Annotated in this window: 13 protein-coding genes; 10 read left to right on the forward strand and 3 right to left on the reverse strand. The window is 61.6% G+C overall.

Annotation, left to right across the window (positions count from 1 at the left end):
• The first annotated feature begins 96 nt into the window (after positions 1–96).
• The 4 genes from ACEN8Q_RS23305 (at position 97) to ACEN8Q_RS23320 (ending at position 6224) form a co-directional block, all read left to right on the forward strand.
• Entirely contained in the window at positions 97–723 is a 627-nt protein-coding gene (locus ACEN8Q_RS23305; RefSeq protein ID WP_413422924.1) for a glutathione S-transferase family protein, read from the forward strand.
• A 63-nt stretch (positions 724–786) separates the two neighbouring features.
• On the forward strand, positions 787–2817 hold the full coding sequence (locus tag ACEN8Q_RS23310) for a pyridoxamine 5'-phosphate oxidase family protein (protein ID WP_413422922.1): 2031 nt from the start codon (positions 787–789) through the stop codon (positions 2815–2817).
• Between the two features lie 109 nt (positions 2818–2926).
• A complete protein-coding gene (locus ACEN8Q_RS23315; RefSeq protein WP_413703795.1) occupies positions 2927–4123 on the forward strand; it encodes a DUF3142 domain-containing protein in 1197 nt (398 codons plus the stop codon).
• Entirely contained in the window at positions 4110–6224 is a 2115-nt protein-coding gene (locus tag ACEN8Q_RS23320; RefSeq protein WP_413703796.1) for a hypothetical protein, read from the forward strand. Before ACEN8Q_RS23315 ends, ACEN8Q_RS23320 begins: the two co-directional genes overlap by 14 nt.
• A gap of 3 nt (positions 6225–6227) precedes the next feature.
• Here ACEN8Q_RS23320 and ACEN8Q_RS23325 read toward each other — a convergent pair whose 3' ends face one another.
• Entirely contained in the window at positions 6228–6857 is a 630-nt protein-coding gene (locus ACEN8Q_RS23325; protein WP_413422916.1) for a LysE family translocator, read from the reverse strand.
• 145 nt (positions 6858–7002) lie between these two features.
• On the opposite strand from ACEN8Q_RS23325, the gene ACEN8Q_RS23330 reads away from it, so the two are divergent.
• The gene (locus ACEN8Q_RS23330; RefSeq protein ID WP_413703797.1) at positions 7003–7476 is read left to right on the forward strand and encodes an Lrp/AsnC family transcriptional regulator; all 474 of its coding nucleotides are present in this window, start codon (positions 7003–7005) and stop codon (positions 7474–7476) included.
• A 112-nt stretch (positions 7477–7588) separates the two neighbouring features.
• Here ACEN8Q_RS23330 and lpdA read toward each other — a convergent pair whose 3' ends face one another.
• Positions 7589–8989 carry a dihydrolipoyl dehydrogenase gene (gene lpdA / locus ACEN8Q_RS23335; RefSeq protein ID WP_413422913.1) on the reverse strand — a complete coding sequence of 467 codons (1401 nt, stop codon included), beginning with the start codon at positions 8987–8989 and terminating at the stop codon, positions 7589–7591.
• A 214-nt stretch (positions 8990–9203) separates the two neighbouring features.
• On the opposite strand from lpdA, the gene hflK (ACEN8Q_RS23340) reads away from it, so the two are divergent.
• From hflK (ACEN8Q_RS23340) to cfaB, 5 genes are all read left to right on the forward strand, one after another.
• The gene (gene hflK, locus ACEN8Q_RS23340; RefSeq protein ID WP_413703798.1) at positions 9204–11162 is read left to right on the forward strand and encodes a protease modulator HflK; all 1959 of its coding nucleotides are present in this window, start codon (positions 9204–9206) and stop codon (positions 11160–11162) included.
• The gene (gene hflC, locus ACEN8Q_RS23345; RefSeq protein ID WP_413703799.1) at positions 11159–12202 is read left to right on the forward strand and encodes a protease modulator HflC; all 1044 of its coding nucleotides are present in this window, start codon (positions 11159–11161) and stop codon (positions 12200–12202) included. The genes hflK (ACEN8Q_RS23340) and hflC overlap by 4 nt, the downstream gene beginning before the upstream one ends.
• Entirely contained in the window at positions 12199–13257 is a 1059-nt protein-coding gene (gene hflK / locus ACEN8Q_RS23350) for a protease modulator HflK (RefSeq protein ID WP_413703800.1), read from the forward strand. Before hflC ends, hflK (ACEN8Q_RS23350) begins: the two co-directional genes overlap by 4 nt.
• Positions 13254–15164, forward strand: coding sequence for a cation-translocating P-type ATPase (locus ACEN8Q_RS23355; protein ID WP_413703801.1), 1911 nt, complete (start codon positions 13254–13256; stop codon positions 15162–15164). Before hflK (ACEN8Q_RS23350) ends, ACEN8Q_RS23355 begins: the two co-directional genes overlap by 4 nt.
• Positions 15165–15383: 219 nt before the next feature.
• Positions 15384–16568 carry a C17 cyclopropane fatty acid synthase CfaB gene (cfaB, locus tag ACEN8Q_RS23360; protein WP_413422903.1) on the forward strand — a complete coding sequence of 395 codons (1185 nt, stop codon included), beginning with the start codon at positions 15384–15386 and terminating at the stop codon, positions 16566–16568.
• Here cfaB and cls read toward each other — a convergent pair.
• A complete protein-coding gene (gene cls, locus ACEN8Q_RS23365; RefSeq protein ID WP_413422901.1) occupies positions 16565–18004 on the reverse strand; it encodes a cardiolipin synthase in 1440 nt (479 codons plus the stop codon). The two genes, cfaB and cls, sit on opposite strands and share 4 nt — an antisense overlap.
• Positions 18005–18007: the final 3 nt, after the last annotated feature.

Consider the following 18007-nt stretch of genomic DNA (forward strand, 5'->3'; position numbering starts at 1 on the left):
GGATTGCGTTTGCTGGTGATTCTGTTGTTTTGGTTGAGGGTAGAAGATACGACCCATCTTTCCCCTGAACAGCACCACTCACCCGAGGTGTCGACCATGCAAGCGATCAAACTCTACAACTTCCCACGTTCCGGCCACGCTCATCGTGTCGAGCTGATGCTGTCCCTGCTGAAATTGCCGACCGAGTTGATCTTCGTTGACCTCGCCAAGGGCGAACACAAGCAATCGGCGTTCCTGGCGCTCAACGCTTTCGGCCAGGTTCCGGTGATTGATGACCAGGGCGTGGTGCTGGCCGACTCGAACGCGATCCTGGTTTATCTGGCGCAAAAGTACGGCAACGGTCGCTGGCTGCCGACTGATCCGGTGGGCGCCGCCAAGGTCCAGCGCTGGTTGTCGGTGGCTGCCGGTCCGATTGCCTTCGGTCCTGCCCGGGCAAGACTGATCACGGTGTTTGGCGCGCCTTACAACGCTGAAGAAGTGATTGCCTACGCCCACACCGTGCTCAAAGTGATCGATCACGAACTGGCCGATACGCCGTATCTGGCTGGCAGCGAGCCGACGGTGGCCGACGTCGCGGCCTACAGCTACATCGCCCATGCGCCGGAGGGCAATGTGTCGCTGGACGAGTACGCCAACATTCGCGCCTGGCTGGCCCGCATCGAAGCCCTGCCAGGTTTTGTCGGCATGCCGCGCACCATCGCCGGTTTGCAAAAAACTGCCTGATGCCCGCGGCCCGGAATTGCCGGGCCGCCCCGTTCTGCGCCAGTGGCGCAGGGGAGAAGCCGTATGGACCGTTCACCCTGGCATGCCGGCGAGAAACAATTGCAGGCCCATGTGGGCGTTGCCGAGCGAATGGAGGCGTTCGGTCGCAAGGTGATTCGCAGCGAGATGCCGGATCAGCACCGCACGTTCTATCAGCAATTGCCGTTCATGCTGTACGGAGCGGTGGATGCCGACGGTCATCCGTGGGCCAGTATCCTTGAAGGCCAGCCCGGTTTCGCACAATCACCAGAACCGGGCCTGCTGCAATTTCACAGCCTGCCTGCCCTTGATGATCCTGCGCAGTTGAGCGACGGCTCGGCGATCGGCCTGTTGGGCATCGAGTTGCATACCCGCCGTCGCAACCGCATCAATGGGCATGTTCGTGCCCTGACAACCGATGGTTTCGCGGTGACGGTGGATCAGTCCTTCGGCAATTGCCCGCAGTACATTCAGTTGCGCCAGTTTCACTCGGTGCCACTGGCCGACCCTTCGACGCGTATCGCGCAACATTTCAGTGAACTGGATGACGCGGCCATGGCCACGATCGCCGAAGCGGACACGTTCTTCGTTGCCAGTTATGTGGATGTCGATGGCGAGCGCTCGGTGGATGTATCTCACCGTGGCGGCCAGAGCGGTTTTGTACACGTGGAAGGCAATCGCCTGACCATTCCGGACTTCGCCGGCAACCTGCATTTCAACACCTTGGGCAACCTGCTGCTCAACCCCCGGGCCGGGTTGTTATTCATCGATTTCAATAGCGGTGATTTGCTGCAGCTCAGCGGGCGGACCGAAATCATCCTGGAGGGCCCGCAGGTAGAGGCGTTCCAGGGAGCCGAGCGTCTGTGGACAATCGATGTCGAGCAAGTCGTACGGCGCCCGGCCGCCCTGGCGTTGCGCTGGCGCTTCGACGGCGTGTCACCCACCAGTTTGCTCACGGGTACATGGGAGCAGGCCACGGCGCGTTTGCAGGCGAAGGCCCTGGGCGATCAATGGCGGCCGTTGCGGGTGGTGCGGATTGAAGCGCAAAGCCACAACATTCGCTCGATTTACCTGGAGCCCGCTGACGGAGCCGGGTTGCCACTGTTTCAGGCCGGGCAGCATTTGCCCCTGCGCTTCAACATTGACGGTGACGTGCACATTCGCACGTACAGTTTATCGAGCGCACCGTCCGATGATTTTTTCCGCATCAGCGTGAAGCGTGACGGGCGGGTGTCTACGCATTTGCATGAGCAGATTCGTGTCGGCGACCTGTTGGAGGCGCGGGCGCCGCAAGGGCATTTCACCGTGGCGCCCCATGAGCGTCGGCCATTGGTGTTGCTGGCGGCCGGGGTGGGCATCACACCGCTGTTGTCGATGCTGCGGGAGGTGGTTTACCAGGGATTGCGCACCCGCCGTATCCGCCCGACATGGTTTATCCAGAGTTCGCGCACGCTGGCCGACCAACCGTTTCACCGTGAACTGGATCGCTTGCTCGAAGACGCCGGTGACGCGGTGCGGGTAGTGCGGTTGCTCAGCCAACCGGAAGCCGAGGCGAAGCAAGGAGAGGACTTCGACCTCCGTGGACGGATCGACGTCGAGCTGCTCAAGGAACTGTTGACAATCGAGGACTACGATCAGCCGGATTTTGTCGTCTGTGGCCCCGGAAGTTTTACCCAGGCGCTGTACGACGGCCTGCGCGAACTGGACATTCGCGATTCGCGGATTCACGCCGAAACCTTCGGCCCGTCCACCTTGCGCCGGCGCCCGGACCCCGATGCAGTGGTCATCGAGCAACCGCCAGCCGCTACCACGTCCATACCCGTGGTGTTCCAACGCTCGGCCAAGGAAGCGCGCTGGCAGCCGGAGGGCGGCAGCTTGCTGGAGTTGGCGGAAAGCCGTGGCCTGCGTCCGGAATTCAGTTGTCGCGGCGGCTCATGCGGCACCTGCAAGACGCGCTTGATCAGCGGTCAGGTGCATTACCCACTGCCGCCAGCGGAAGTACCGGATGACGGACAAGTGCTGATTTGCTGTGCGATTCCGGCGCAGGGAACGCAGCCGCTGGTGCTCGATATCTGAAGGAGGATTGCAGGCGAACATTGCCCGTCGGTCGATGGCTGGGTAGGGTAGGGGCAGAACCAACAAGGGCCGCACAGGCCCTTTCTGCATTTCAGGAACAGGCGTTTTAATGGTTTTTTTCACTCGCTCGATCGCCTTGCTGATGGCGCTGGCGCTGACCACCGGTTGCGAAAGACAGGAAGCACCGCCGCTGGATCAGCAACTCTACGTCTGGCAGCGGCAGTGGACGCCGGCCCACGACGCCGCCCTCAGGGACAGCCGTGCAGACTTTTCGACGTTGCGGGTGCTGGCCTTGCAGGCCTTCCCCAAGGCGGGCTGGAGCCGAGCCCGAGTGGATTCGCAGTTGCTCAAGCGCGACGGCCGGCCAGTGATTGCGGTGGTTCGCCTGGATGGGCAACTCAAGGCGCTGGATCAGGAAGAAATTACAGCGCAAATCCGCCAGGTGATCAGCGATTGGCAGGGACAAGGGTTGAACCTCGCCGGCGTGGAAATCGACCATGATGCGGGTAATGCCCGGCTACCGGCGTACCGCGAATTTCTTGCGCATTTGCGTGAAGCGTTGCCGACTTCGCTGCCGCTGAGCATCACCGCATTGCCGTCCTGGCTCGACAGTCGCGAACTTCCAGCGTTGTTATCCACAGTCGACAGCAGCGTGTTGCAGGTGCATGCGGTGAGCGATCCGCGTCGCGGTTTGTTTGATGCCGATCAGGCCCGGCAATGGGCGAAGGCCTGGAGCCGCGTTACGACAAAACCTTTCTATCTGGCGCTGCCGGCCTATGGCGTGGCGTTGCTGCCGTCGGCGGGTGGCGCGCCTGTTGTGGAAAGCGAAGTGAGCGTGGAACGCGAAGGCCTGCGCCGGGAATTACTGGCCGATCCGCAGTCATTGCGCACCCTCGGCAGCGAACTGCGGGTCGATCCTCCGAAGCATCTGGCGGGCCTGATCTGGTTTCGCCTGCCATTGGCCAACGACCGTCGGGCCTGGAGTCTGACCACCTTGCGCGCCGTGGCTCGCGGTGATGTCCTCGACAGTCGATTGACGCTGAAACTCTCCGCCGACAATGGCCTCTATGACATCGGCATCAGCAACCAGGGCAATCTCGACAGCGCCTGGCCCGAACGCCTGACACTGGCCGTCAGTGCTTGTGAGGGGGCTGATGCCCTGGCCGGTTACGCGTTGCAACAGCGTCCGGATCTGCTTACCTTCACCCGCTTGCGCGACGGTCGAATACCGGCCGGCGGACAGCGTGCCATTGGTTGGGCTCGCTGCGCACACATTGATCAAGGAGGTTCGAATGTTCACCCGTAACTGGCCGCGTCATTTGCTTTGCCTGAGCCTCAGCCTGCCGCTGGGTTCGGCGCTGGCGTGCGGCCCGGACTTTCCCATGCGTCTGCTGGACAACCGAGGTCAGTCGCTGACGGAACTGCCGGAAGGCAACTTCGGCTTCGAAATCAACCGCCTCGGCCACGCCATCAAAGGATTGAAGAACGTCACCGCTGGCTCCCACTACAGCGATGAACCTGACCTTGCAGCGCAGCGGGATCAGGCCGAGCAGGCGGGACTTTCCGCTGAGCAACAAGTGTTGGTGAAACACCTGCGCAGCCTGACCAATGCCCGTCAGGTTGAAACCGAAGGGGCGCAACTGCCGCCCGAGCTCGGGTTGTACCTGGCGGGCGCCGTGGCATTTGGCGCGGGTGATACGGCCCTGGCCGCCGGGTATTTCAAGCAAGTGCTGGCCTTGCCCGCAGAACAACGGGCTTCGCGCAGCACCTGGGCGGCTTACTCGCTGGGGCGCGCGTTGTTCGCCATGAGCGCCGAAGCCAATGCGGGTCCGGATCTGCTCGAACAATCCCGCAAGGCCTTTGAGCAAACCCGGCAACTGAGCATCGACGGCTTCAGCGATCCACTGGAACTGGGTGTCGCCAGCCTTGGCGAAGAAGCCCGGGTGGTGCGCACCGCCGGCGACTGGAACCGCGCCATCGAGCTGTACGCCACGCAAAATCTGCACGGCTCCACGGTGGGCTACGACTCGCTGAAGCTGTTGATGACGGACTTGATGACGCTGCCGGATGATCAAGTGGCCGAGTTGCTCAAGGGCCAGCCCGTGCAGCAATTGGTGACCGCATCGCTGATCAGCCGGTTGGGCTGGTCGTTCGGTGAGCAACCCGCCAATGAACAGAAGATGATCAAGCTGCTGCAAAACAGCACCCGTGGCAGTCTCGAAAACGCCGACCGCCTGGCGGCGATGAATTATCAACAGGGCGATTACGCCAGTGCCAAGGCTTTCCTCGAACATGCCGGCGATGGCGGTTTGGCCTGGTGGCTGCGGGCAAAACTGGCGGTGCGCGAGGGCGATAAAACCGCGGCCGCCGCAGCCTATGCCAAAGCGGCCCAGGCCTTTCCGCAGAATGAGTCCTGGGGCGAGCGACGGACCCCGGACTTCGATTACGAAACACTGCAGCCCAAATGCCGTGTCGAGGGTGAAAGTGCGATCCTGGCCTTGCAACGCGGGGATTACCTGCAGGCCTTCGATCAGTTATATCGCAGCCAAAGCATTTACTGGTTCGACGCCGCCACCGTGGCCGAGCGCGTGTTGACCCTCGAAGAACTCAAGCACTACGTCGACACCCAAGTGCCGGCTCCGCCGCCGCTCAGCCAGCAGGACCGCGACAACTACGTGCCCTTGCCGGTGGCGGCGAGCCTGCGCAATTTGTTGGGGCGGCGTTTGTTGCGCGAAGGGCATTACGAGCAAGCGCTGGCTTACTTCGACAATGACGGCTTGCGGCACAAGGCCAAGCTGTATGGCGAGCAGCGTCTGGCGGCTGATTCGGCCTGGTGGCCGACCCGTCGCGCCGCAGCGCTGTTCAATGCAGCCTGGACGGCGCGCGAGTGGGGCATGGACATTCTGGGCTATGAAATGGCGCCGGATTACGCCACGTTCGGCGGTAACTACGTTCTCGAAAACGCCGAACTCAAGGTCGGTCCTTTGGTGGCCGATGACGAAGTGAAGCGTCAGCAGGCCAGCGCTGCCCGGCCTGATCAGCGTTACCACTATCGCTTCGTGGCCACGGCGTTGGCGAGCAAGGCGGCGGATAACTTGCCTCACACCAGCCAGGCGTTTGCGGCGGTGCTGTGCGAGGCGTCGGGGTGGAACAGCAGCCTCGAGGAGCAAAGTGCGATTTATCAGCGCTATGTCAAAGAAGGGCCTTACGTGGAATGGGCCGCCGATTTCGGCCACCAGTGTCCGTATCCCGACTTCGAGAACGCCGACAAGCGCTACGTGACCCAAGTCACCGACGCTACGCGTTCGGCCTTGCGCCCGTACAAGACGCCGTTACAGGTCGGTGGCGTACTGGTGGTCGCGGCAGCCGCGCTGTTGTTGTTCAATCGCCGCCGCAAGGCGCAGTGAGGTTCAAGCCTGTTGCACAAAGGTCAGCCGGACGGCGAAACCAATCAACAGGCTGCCGAACAACCATTGTTGCAGGCGCTGGGCTGAGGGGCTGCGTTGCAGCCAACGGCCGAGCGCTGCACCAACCAGGGCGTAGGCGCTGTCGAACAGAAAACCGACACCGACCAGCACCACGCCCAACGTCGCAAATTGCCCGAGCACCGGCCCGGCCTGTGGGTTGATGAATTGCGGTAGCAGTACCGAACAGAACAACAGTGCCTTGGGGTTGAGCAGGTTGGTCAGCAGTCCGCGTCGAATGGCTGCGCCCCAGCGCGGTTTTTCGCCGGTTGTGTCGGCGCTGGTCAAGCTCGGCAGCATCGTGGTTCGCAGGCATTGAATGCCGATCCACAGCAAGTACGCGGCGCCTGCCAGGCGCACCACATCGAAGGTCCAGGGCGCAGCCTTGAACAGTGCCGCCAGCCCCAGCGCCGCCAATGCCACATGGCAACCCCGGGCGATGCCCAACCCCACGGCCGTCGCCAGCGCGGCGCCTTTGCCTTGGCGGGCACCGGTCTGCAACAGCAGGATCATGTCAGGCCCCGGCAACAGATAGACCACCGCCAGCGCCATGAAAAACAGCCAGAGCCCCTGCATGTTGCACCCCATTCGTTGTCGATTCGGTCGTGCCAGTCTAGGGCTGGAGGGCGGGGCAGGTGCTTGCGTTGTTAGCTTCTTTCGGTTTCTGTATTGGCATAATCTGCCATGTATTCACACTTGAACCATCAGGATCTGCCAAACCATGAAACTCGATGCCTACGACCGCAAGATTCTCGCCGCGCTGCAACGGGATGGCCGCCTGAGCAATGTGCAACTGGCAGACGAGATCGGCCTGTCTGCATCGCCTTGCCTGCGCCGGGTGCGGATGCTTGAAGAGGCGGGGGTTATTCGCGGCTACCAGGCCAATCTGGATCGCGATGAGGTGGGGTTGGGGCTGACGGTGTTTGTCGGGGTCAAGGTCGAGCGTCATAACGACGAACAAGCCGAAGCCTTTCGCCTGGCGGTGACGGCATTGCCCGAGGTCATTTCGGCGTTTTTGGTGTCAGGGGAGTCGGATTTTCTGCTGCAGGTGGTGGTGCCGGACTTGCGTGCCTATGACCGGTTTCTCACCGGGCGCTTGTTGAAGCTGCCGAGTGTGAGCGACATCCGCAGCAACTTTGCGATTCACACGGTGAAGGCGCCGGGGGCGTTGCCGTTGGAGCATTTGCCGCTTTAGACCGAGTTGCCTTCCTTCGCGAGCAAGCCTGCTCCCACAAGGTTTACGCTGTACCTGTGGGAGCGGGCTTGCTCGCGAAGGCGATAAATCAGTCACTGCAACTCTTCAAGTCTTACATCTGTGTCGCCATCCCCTCCACATTCATCGCCGCCTGACGCAAGGCCTCGGAGCGGGTCGGGTGTGGGTGGCAGGTCAGGGCGATGTCCTCGGCCGAGGCACTGAACTCCATGGCCACGCAATACTCACCAATCATTTCACTGACGCTCGGGCCGACCAGATGCACACCGAGGACTTCGTCGGTGCGCTCATCGGCCAGCACTTTGGCGAAGCCTTCGGTTTCGTGGTTGATCTTCGCCCGACTGTTGGCGGTAAAGGGAAACTTGCCGACCTTGTACGCCCGGCCTTCAGCCTTGAGTTGCTCTTCGGTCTTGCCGACGCTGGCCAGCTCCGGTTTGGTGTAAACCACACTGGGGATCAGGTTGTAATTGACCTCGCCAGCCTTGCCGACCATCTGCTCGACGCAGGCCATGGCTTCGTCCTCGGCCTTGTGGGCGAGCATGGGGCCGGAGGTCACGTCACCAATCACCCAGACCCCGACGGCTTCGGTGCGATGCCCCTTGTTGGCGAGCATGCCGCGCTTGTCCGTGGCGAGGCCGACGTTCTCCAGGCCCAGGCCTTTTGTATAAGGTCGGCGCCCGATGGCCACCAGCACGTAATCGGCTTCAAGCAATTCGGCGGCACCGCCCGCGGCAGGCTCGATGCTGAGCTGCACGCCGGTGGCGGAGGTGGTGGCGCTGGTCACTTTTGAACTCAGTTTGAAACTCAAGCCTTGTTTGCTCAGGGAGCGCTGCAGGGTTTTACCGGCTTCGATATCCACACCGGGGCAGATCCGGTCGAGAAACTCGACCACCGTTACCTGCGCCCCAAGGCGCCGCCATACCGAACCCAGCTCCAGGCCGATCACGCCGGCGCCGATCACCACCAGATGCTTGGGCACCTCGGTCAGCGCGAGGGCACCGGTGGAGTCGAGGATGCGTTTGTTATCGATGTCCACGCCAGGCAGGGGAGTGGGCTCGGAACCGGTGGCGATGATGATGTCCCTGGCGCTCAGTTCGGTCTTGCCGCCGGCACTATCGGTCACCGTGACTTTGCCCGGTCCGTCGATGTGGCCCCAGCCTCTGATCCAGTCGACTTTGTTTTTGCGGAAAAGAAACTCGATGCCCTTGGTCAGCCCGGTAACGCTTTCATCCTTTTGCTTCATCATCTGGGCGAGGTTGAGCACGGGTTTGACCTCGATCCCCAGATTGGCGAATTCTGCGCCCATGGCCGCGTCGTACAGTTCGGAGGCATGCAGCAACGCCTTGGATGGCATGCAGCCGACGTTCAGGCAGGTGCCGCCGAGTGTGGCGCGTCCTTCCACGCAGGCAGCTTTCAGACCCAGTTGTCCGGCGCGGATCGCCGCGTTGTAACCGCCGGGGCCACCGCCGAGTATCACGACGTCATAAGTGCTCATGGATGTACTCCTGGATCGAAAGGGAAAGAGATCGGTAAAAGTAGTTCCTGAATAAAATTACGAACGTAATATGTGCGTTCTGCAGCATTTCGGTCAAGGCTTCAGGTAAGCGACAGGTTGGGCATTTTTAGATAGCGCGCTTGAATACGGAAATTTCACCATTTTCGTTATATCGTAACGAATTGCCATGTAAACGAAGACACTCTGGGGTGGTATGCAAGTCGATCTCGATGTTGATGAAACGCCGTTAGCCGGGTTGCCGCGCTTTCAGCAGGCGTTCATTCAAGGGCGGCGTTTGCGCCAGTTCGCCATCGGTGCGGGCGTACTCGCGACGGTGGGTGTGCTGCTGGCGCTTTTTGCCGGGCTGTTTACGTCGCAAACATTGTGGCCAGCGTTGCTGCTGAACCTGAGCATGGCGTTTGTCGTGTTGATGGCGGGTGCGCAATCGGCCTGGTGGGTGGCCCAGTGGCGTGCCCGCGCCATGAATCCCGTGGTGCCGGTGGTCGTTGTCGACGAACCTGCCGCCCCTGCCGGGTGGTATGAACGCTTGCTGGACCGGATCGGCCAGCAATCCCGGCACTTGCTCGGGCAAATCGGCGCGCCGACGCTGTGGCTTGGCGGTTGGGCATTGTTGGCGGTATTGGGCGTCGAACAGGCCTGGAACCTTGCGTTACCCCCGGCAGCACTGGGCCTGGCGGCCACCGTCGGTGCCGCGTGCTCCTTGCTGTTGGCCTTCGGCCTGTTGGTGATGGAGCGTCATCTGGCGCAGGAAAACACCGCGCAATGGCCTGAAGCCGCCACGTTGGCTCAATTGATTCGTGTGGTGATCATCAGCCTGGTGCTCGGTGCTTTTTGTCTGCTGTTTGCCGATGAAACCTCGGTATGGCCTGTACGCCTGGCGGTGTTGATCGGACTGCTGCCGGGGCTGGTGGCGGCAGAACTGTTGCTGCGCGCGGTTTTGTCGTTGTTCAGCCCGCGCCGCGAAGGTCTTGAGCCGCAGCTGCTGGCGCGCAGTTTTGTCGCTGACATGCTGCGCTGGCCACCGCAGCCATTGCTGGCGTTGCAGCACGAATTGCATAACCGCTTCGGCATCGATCTGCGGCAGATCTGGGCTTTCACTTATATGCGCCGGGCGTTCCTGCCGGTGCTGGCGGTGGTTTCGCTGGTTGGCTGGTCGCTGACCGGGATTCACGAAATTGCACTGCAAGGACGTGGCATCTACGAGCGATTCGGCAAGCCAGTTGAGGTGTTTGGCCCAGGTTTGCATATGGGTTTGCCGTGGCCATTGGGCCGCGTATTGAACATCGAGAATGGCGTGGTTCACGAACTGGCCACCAGTGTTGGCGAAACCTCGGCCCCCGCTCAGGCTGACCCCGCCGAAGGCCCGGCTCCGGCGATTGCCAACCGCTTGTGGGACGCCAGCCACGTGAACGACAAATCCCAGGTGATCGCCAGCAGCCGAGCCGACAAACAGAGCTTTCAGATCGTCAACATGGACGTGCGCTTCGTCTATCGCATTGGTCTCAGCGATGAGGCGGCGTTGGCCGCGACCTATAACAGTGCCGATGTGCCGATGTTGATCCGCAGCACCGCCAGCCGAATCCTGGTTCACGATTTCGCCTCGCGCACCCTCGACGGTTTGCTTGGCGAGGACAGGGTAGGGCTGGCCGAAGAAATCGGCCGCGCCGTCCAGGCTGACTTGCAAAAGCTCGACAGCGGCGTGGAAATTCTCGCCACGGTGGTCGAGGCAATTCACCCGCCGGCCGGTGCAGCCAACGCCTATCACGGCGTGCAAGCGGCGCAGATTGGTGCACAAGCGTTGATCGCCCGGGAGCGCGGTGCCGCTGCCGAGGCCACCAATCAGGCGCAGTTGCAGGCCAGCATCGCCCGCGATCAGGCGACGGCCAGTGCCCGTGAAATCAATGCTGGCGCCCAAGCGGCAGACCTGAAATTCAACGCCGAACAGAAAGCCTACGCCAGCGCTGGTCAGGCTTTTGTGCTGGAGCAATATTTCAGTCAGTTGTCCCAGGGTTTGGCCAATGCCAAGTTGCTGGTTCTCGATCATCGTCTGGGCGGCAGTAGCAATGCGCCGACCATCGACCTCCGTACGTTCACGCTGCCGGTTGACCCTGCGCCGTCGCGTAAAACCGCTCAGCCAGGAGCTGCCAATTGAGCCAGTCCCATACTCACGATCACGATGACCACGCTGGCCACGATCACGGCCATGGCGGGCATCACCACCACGGCCATCACCATCATCACCACGGCGATCCGCAGGAGGCCGGTCCATTCCCTTGGCGTCGCATGGGGTGGGCTGCATTGCTAGTGGCGTTTGCGGTCGCTGCCGCAAGCCTGGTGCAGGTGCGTTCAGGTGAGGCCACGGTGATCACACGCTTCGGCAACCCTTCACGCGTCTTGCTGGAACCAGGGCTGGGCTGGCGTTGGCCGGCACCGTTCGAGGCGGCGATCCCGGTGGATCTGCGGCTGCGCACCACGTCCAGCGGTTTGCAGGATGTCGGTACCCGGGACGGTTTGCGCATCATCGTCCAGGCTTACGTGGCGTGGCAGGTACAGGGCGATCCAGACAACGTGCAACGCTTCATGCGTGCGGTGCAGAACCAGCCCGATGAAGCCGCGCGGCAGATTCGTACCTTTGTCGGCTCCGCACTGGAAACCACCGCCAGCAGTTTTGATCTGGCGAATTTGGTGAATACCGATGCCAGCCAGGTGCGCATCGCCGATTTCGAAGCACAACTGCGCAAGCAGATCGATCAGCAACTGCTCACCACTTATGGCGTGCGCGTGTTGCAGGTCGGTATCGAACGATTGACGCTGCCTTCGGTGACGCTCACCGCGACTGTCGACAGGATGCGCGCCGAGCGTGAAACCATCGCCACCGAACGCACGGCCATCGGAAAGCGTGAAGCCGCACAAATTCGTTCCGCCGCCGAGCGTGATGCGCGAATTGTGCAGGCCGATGCCACGGTTAAAGCGGCGGATATCGAAGCGCAATCACGGGTCGAAGCGGCGCAGATTTATGGTCGTGCCTATGCTGGGTCGCCGCAGCTCTACAATCTGCTGCGCTCGCTCGATACCTTGGGCACGATGGTGACGCCGGGAACCAAGCTGATTCTGCGCACCGACGCCGCCCCGTTCCGGGTGTTGGTTGACGGTCCGCCGAGCCTCGACAACAAGTCCGGATCGCAGCCATGAGTTTGGTTCCACGTGGAACAAATGAGTTGAGCAGCCCCTGGATTCAGGCCGGGCGATTGGCGTTTATTGCCCTGTACGCGGTGACGGTGTTGGCGGCGTTGGCGTGGGCGTTTTCCAATGTGCGGCAGATCGATCCACAAAATCGCGCCGTGGTTTTGCATTTTGGCGCGCTGGATCGCATTCAGAATGCCGGGCTGTTATTGGCCTGGCCGCAACCGTTCGAACAGGTAATTTTGTTGCCGGCGGCGGATCGGGTGATCGAGCGGCGAGTGGACAGTCTGTTGCGCAGTGGTGCCGCGATGCAGGCAGATCGCGTGGCCAGTTTTGCCACGCCCATCAGCGATGCCCTCGCAGGCTCCGGCTATCTGTTAACCGGTGATGCCGGAGTGGTGCAACTCGATGTGCGGGTTTTTTACAAAGTCACCGAGCCTTATGCGTTCGTGCTTCAGGGCGAACACGTGTTGCCGGCTCTGGATCGTCTGGTGACCCGTAGCGCGGTGGCGCTTACGGCCGCCCGGGATCTGGACACCATTCTGGTCGCTCGTCCGGAATTGATCGGCGCCGATAGCCAGGCAGCGGAGCGACGCGAGCGCTTGCGTGGTGATCTGGTGCAGGGCATCAATCAACGGCTGGCCGAATTCACCGCAACAGGGCAAGGCTTGGGGATCGAAGTGGCGCGGGTGGATGTGCAATCGAGTTTGCCCAGCCCTGCGGTGAACGCCTTCAACGCGGTACTCACGGCCAGCCAGCAAGCCGATAAGGCCGTCGCCAATGCGCGCACCGAAGCCGAGAAGTTGACGCAGACCGCCAACGAGCAAGCCGACCGTACACTGCAGGTAGCCCATGCCCAGGCGAGCGAACGACTGGCCAAAGCCTCGGCTGATACCGCCACGGTGTTGAGCCTGGCCAAGGCACAACAGCAGGGGACTGACCCGCAAATGCTGCTGCGCATTTATCGCGAGCGGATGCCGAAAATTCTCGGCCAGGCCGGCTCGGTCACGACTGTCGATCCCCAAGACGATTCCCGCCTGATCATTCAGGGAGCAGCACAATGACCGCTCAAACCGCCACCGCGCCGAGCATGTTGTCTTCGGCAGAACAACGTAGCGCCGCGCGCCAGTTGACCCTGGCCATGCTCGCCTTGGGCCTGCTTGCGCTGGGCCTGATCTGGCGATGGCTGGCGCCGGAGCAGACTGGTGTCAGCCAGCTGCTGCTGGGTTTTGCCTCGTTGCTGGTCGCCGTGCCGGTCATGCGCTCGGCCTGGTACAGCTTGCGTTATCCGAGCCTGCACGGCATCACCGATCAATTGATTGCCCTGGCCATGCTGGGTGCCTGGGCCACCGGCGATCTGCTGACCGCAGCGTTGTTGCCGATCATCATGATTTTCGGCCACGTGCTGGAAGAGCGCAGCGTGATCGGCTCCCAGGAGGCGATTCACGCCCTCGGCAAACTGACCCGCAGCCACGCGCGCAAGGTGCAGGCGGATGGCTCCATCATCGAAGTCGACAACGGCACGCTCAAGGCTGGTGATCTGGTCGAGGTGCGCGCCGGGGACCGGGTGCCGGCGGATGGCCGGGTGCTATCCGGGCAGGCCAGTCTGGACACCGCCTCCATTACCGGCGAATCGGTACCGATGGAGGCGGGCGTCGGCATGTCGGTGTTCGGTGGCGCGATCAACCTCGACGGCCTGCTGCGTATCGAAGTGACCCGCACCGGCCAGGAATCGACCCTCGGCAAAGTCATCGCCCTGATGCAAAACGCCGAGCGTTCGAAGCCGCCGATCACTCGTCTGCTGGAGCGTTACGCCGGCAGCTATATGGTACTGGTGTTGCTGCTGGCCGCCGTGACCTGGTTCATTACCAACAACGCTCAAGCGATGCTCGCGGTGTTGGTCGCGGCCTGTCCTTGCGCTCTGGTGTTGTCGGCACCGGCCACGGCGATTGCCGGGGTGGCAGTGGCGGCACGTCACGGGATTTTGATCCGCAGTTCCGCGTTCCTTGAAGAGTTGGCGGACCTCACCTCCCTGGTGGTCGATAAAACCGGCACGCTGACCTTCGGCACCTTGCGCCTGCAATCCATCGACAGTCCGCTTGAGGATCGCAGCCATGTCCTGAAGCTGGCTGCCAGCCTCGGCTCGGCCAGCAGTCACCCGGTCAGCCGTGCGTTGGCGGGGCTGGTGACCCAGGAGCATTTCCTGCTGCTTTCCGACATTCATGAGCGCCAAGGCCTGGGCGTGGTGGCGATGACCGGGCAGGGCGAAGCGGCACTCGGCCGGCCAGAGTTGTTCGCGCAACTGGGCATCAGCACAACAACGGTTCCCGATCATGACGGCCCGATTGCTGGGCTGGCACTCAACGGTGAGTTCCTCGCGTGGCTGTTGCTGGCAGACAGCGTTAAACCCGAGGCGCAGTTTGCCTTGAGCGAGTTGCGTGACCTGGGGTTGGGCCGTCAGTTGTTGCTCACCGGTGACCGACACAGCGTCGCGCAAACGCTCGCCCGGGATGTCGGGATCAGTGACGTCGAAGCGCAGGCGCTGCCCGAAGACAAACTCAACCGCGTGCTCAAGGAGATCGATAGCGGCTTTCGGCCAATGGTGGTCGGCGATGGCATCAACGACTCACTGGCCCTCAAGGCCGGTGTGGTCGGTGTGGCCATGGGCGCCGGTGGCGCAGACATCGCCCTGGCATCGGCGGACATCGTGCTGATCGGCAGTGACTTGCGCCGCCTCGGCACCTGTGTGCGTCTGAGTCGTCAGTGCCGTCAGACGTTGCAGGTGAATGTAATCATCGGACTGGGCTGGACCCTGGCGATCGTGGCCTTCGCCGCGTTCGGCTGGCTTGGCGCTGCCGGGGCGATGATTGCGGCGTTGCTGCATAACCTCAGCACCCTGTTGGTGTTGGGCAATGCCGGTCGTTTGCTGCGGTTCCAGGAGCCACTGCTCAAACTCAAGGACGAAGCCTGAAGGCGATTGCTCTAAACCGGGTAGTCGCGAGGACTTCAATTTTTTAGAACTGTGCGCGCGGTTCGTAGTCATTGAAGATGAGGGCACATCATTTTGTGCGTTCGCGGCGGCAGGTGTAGGCGTCGCGAATCATTGAAAACGGCTATTAATTAGATAGCCAGCTATTTTTCAAAGATGGTCTACCCTCTGTTTAGACGTCTGAAACAAGGGGGATTCTCCATGCTCGCGCATCTTCCACCGGCCTTACAGAATCTGCAATTACCGCTTCGCCTGAGACTCTGGGATGGCCATGAATTCAATCTGGGGCCGACGCCCAGTGTCACGATTGTGGTCAAGGACCCACAAATGGTCACCCAGTTTACCCATCCAAGCCTGGACGCCCTTGGCGCTGCATTTGTCGAAGGCAAACTTGAGCTTGAAGGCTCCATCAGCGATGTGATCCGCGTCTGCGATGAATGGAGCCAGGCGTTGCTGGATGAAGGCGACGACAATCAGCCGGTTCGTAGCGCCCACGACAAAGAGATGGATGCCAAGGCGATTTCCTACCACTACGACCTTTCCAACGCGTTCTATCAGCTGTGGCTCGACAGCGACATGGCGTATTCCTGCGCTTACTTCGAGACTGGCAGCGAAAGCCTCGAGCAGGCCCAGCAGGCTAAATTCCGTCATTTGTGCCGCAAACTGCGCCTGCAACCCGGCGAATATCTGCTGGATGTGGGTTGCGGTTGGGGCGGATTGGCGCGTTACGCGGCGCGAGAATTTGGCGCGAAAGTGTTCGGTATCACCCTCAGCAAGGAGCAGTTGGCCCTGGCCCGGGAACGCGTAAAAGCGGAAGGCCTGGAGGACCTGGTCGAACTGCAACTGCTCGACTATCGCGATCTGCCGCAGGATGGCCGTTTCGATAAAGTGGTCAGCGTCGGCATGTTCGAACACGTCGGCCACGCCAATCTTGCCGAGTACTGCAAGACCCTGTTCGGCGCGGTGAAAGACGGCGGCCTGGTGATGAACCACGGGATCACCGCCAAATACACCGATGGCCGTCCGGTCGGACGCGGTGCCGGTGACTTCATTGGAAAATATGTGTTCCCCAATGGCGAGCTGCCACACCTGTCGATGATCTCTGCCGAGATCAGTGAGGCCGGGCTGGAAATCGTTGACGTCGAGAGCTTGCGCCTGCACTACGCGCGCACGCTCGATCACTGGAGCGAACGCCTGGAAGACAACCTCGAAGCGGCCTCCAGACTCGTACCGGAACAAGTCCTGCGCATCTGGCGGCTCTACCTGGCCGGTTGCGCTTACGCGTTCGCCCGCGGCTGGATCAACCTGCACCAGATTCTCGCCGTGAAGGCCCACGCCGATGGCAGTCATGAACTGCCATGGACCCGGGACGATATCTACCTCTAGAGAATCGGTGAAATAAGCCGGGCGACCCGCATGCCGAGCTGTTGGACGCGGTGGGTCTCCCGGCTTTCTTCTTTGGCGATTTCGTGGGCGTTGGCAAAGTCATCGTTGAGCATCTGTTCCACCTCGGCGGCGAACGCGCTGTCGACGGTCAGCAACATCACTTCGAAATTCAGCCGGAACGAACGGTTGTCCATGTTGGCGCTGCCGATGGCGCTGATTTCGCTGTCGATCAACACCACTTTCTGGTGCAGGAACCCGGGTTCGTAACGGAATACCCGCACACCGGCGCGCACTGCTTCGAAGGCGTAGAGGCTGGAGGCAGCGTAGACGATTCGGTGGTCGGGCCGGGACGGTAACAGCAGGCGCACATCCACTCCGCGCAGTACCGCCAGGCGCAACGCCGCGAACACGGCTTCGTCGGGGATGAAATACGGGCTGGTAATCCAGACCCGCTCGGTCGCCGCGTGGATGGCCTCGACAAAGAACAATGAGCAGGTTTCGCAGGCATCGGCCGGGCCGCTGGCGAGTAACTGGCACAGCACACCGCCTTCCGGATAAACCTCGGGCAGGATCAGCGGCGGCAATGCACGAGCCGCCCAGAACCAGTCTTCGGCGAAAGACTCCTGCATGCACGCCACCACTGGCCCGCGCACTTGTACGTGGGTATCGCGCCAAGGGGCCAGGGGCGGCTTCTCGCCCATGTATTCGTCACCGACGTTGTGCCCGCCGACGAAGCCGAGAATGCCGTCCACCACCACGATCTTGCGGTGGTTGCGAAAGTTCACCTGAAAGCGGTTGAGCCAGCCACTTCGGGTGGCGAAGGCTTTGACCTCGACCCCGCCATCACGCAAGGCCTGCACGTAGCCGTGGGGCAGGGAGTGGCTGCCGATTCGGTCATATAGCAGGTAAATCGCCACGCCTTCGGCGGCTTTCTTCAACAGCAGGGATTGCAGGCGTTGGCCGAGCCGGTCGTCGTGAACGATGAAGAACTGGATCAGCACGGCTTCCTTCGCCCGGCTGATGGCATCGAAAATGGCCTCGAATGTCGACTGACCGTTGATCAACAGGCGCATCTCGTTATTGGCCAGGCAAGGCATGGTTCCGAGCTTGGGCATTGCTCTGAGTGAGGCGTATGCGGCCGAAGCGCGGGCGGTGAGTGCTTCTTCCACCCAGGGGCGCCAGTTGAGTTCGGAGACGGCCTTGCGCATTTCCTCGTTGGCCTGTCGCCGGGCCTTGATGTAACCATCAAAGGTGCTGCGGCCGAACACCAGGTACGGGATCAGCGTGAAGTAAGGGATGAAAAACAGCGACAGGGCCCAGGCGATCGAGCCTTGGGCGGTACGGACGGTCAACACCGCGTGTATGGCCGCGATCATGCCCAGCGAGTGCAGCAGGGCGATGGTATAACCGAAAATATGCGGTCCGAAATAATCCATGGG

Source organism: Pseudomonas sp. Pseusp16 (assembly GCF_047324915.1).
GTDB classification, from domain to species: Bacteria; Pseudomonadota; Gammaproteobacteria; order Pseudomonadales; family Pseudomonadaceae; genus Aquipseudomonas; species Aquipseudomonas fluorescens_CD.

Coding starts and splice junctions, on each gene's coding strand:
- ACEN8Q_RS23325 (WP_413422916.1), bottom strand. CDS start 6,857: ATGCAGGGGCTCTGGCTGTTTTTCATGGCGCTGGCGGTGGTCTATCTG.
- ACEN8Q_RS23305 (WP_413422924.1), top strand. CDS start 97: ATGCAAGCGATCAAACTCTACAACTTCCCACGTTCCGGCCACGCTCAT.
- ACEN8Q_RS23320 (WP_413703796.1), top strand. CDS start 4,110: ATGTTCACCCGTAACTGGCCGCGTCATTTGCTTTGCCTGAGCCTCAGC.
- hflK (WP_413703800.1), top strand. CDS start 12,199: ATGAGTTTGGTTCCACGTGGAACAAATGAGTTGAGCAGCCCCTGGATT.
- ACEN8Q_RS23355 (WP_413703801.1), top strand. CDS start 13,254: ATGACCGCTCAAACCGCCACCGCGCCGAGCATGTTGTCTTCGGCAGAA.
- hflK (WP_413703798.1), top strand. CDS start 9,204: ATGCAAGTCGATCTCGATGTTGATGAAACGCCGTTAGCCGGGTTGCCG.
- ACEN8Q_RS23315 (WP_413703795.1), top strand. CDS start 2,927: ATGGTTTTTTTCACTCGCTCGATCGCCTTGCTGATGGCGCTGGCGCTG.
- lpdA (WP_413422913.1), bottom strand. CDS start 8,989: ATGAGCACTTATGACGTCGTGATACTCGGCGGTGGCCCCGGCGGTTAC.
- cls (WP_413422901.1), bottom strand. CDS start 18,004: ATGGATTATTTCGGACCGCATATTTTCGGTTATACCATCGCCCTGCTG.
- ACEN8Q_RS23310 (WP_413422922.1), top strand. CDS start 787: ATGGACCGTTCACCCTGGCATGCCGGCGAGAAACAATTGCAGGCCCAT.
- ACEN8Q_RS23330 (WP_413703797.1), top strand. CDS start 7,003: ATGAAACTCGATGCCTACGACCGCAAGATTCTCGCCGCGCTGCAACGG.
- cfaB (WP_413422903.1), top strand. CDS start 15,384: ATGCTCGCGCATCTTCCACCGGCCTTACAGAATCTGCAATTACCGCTT.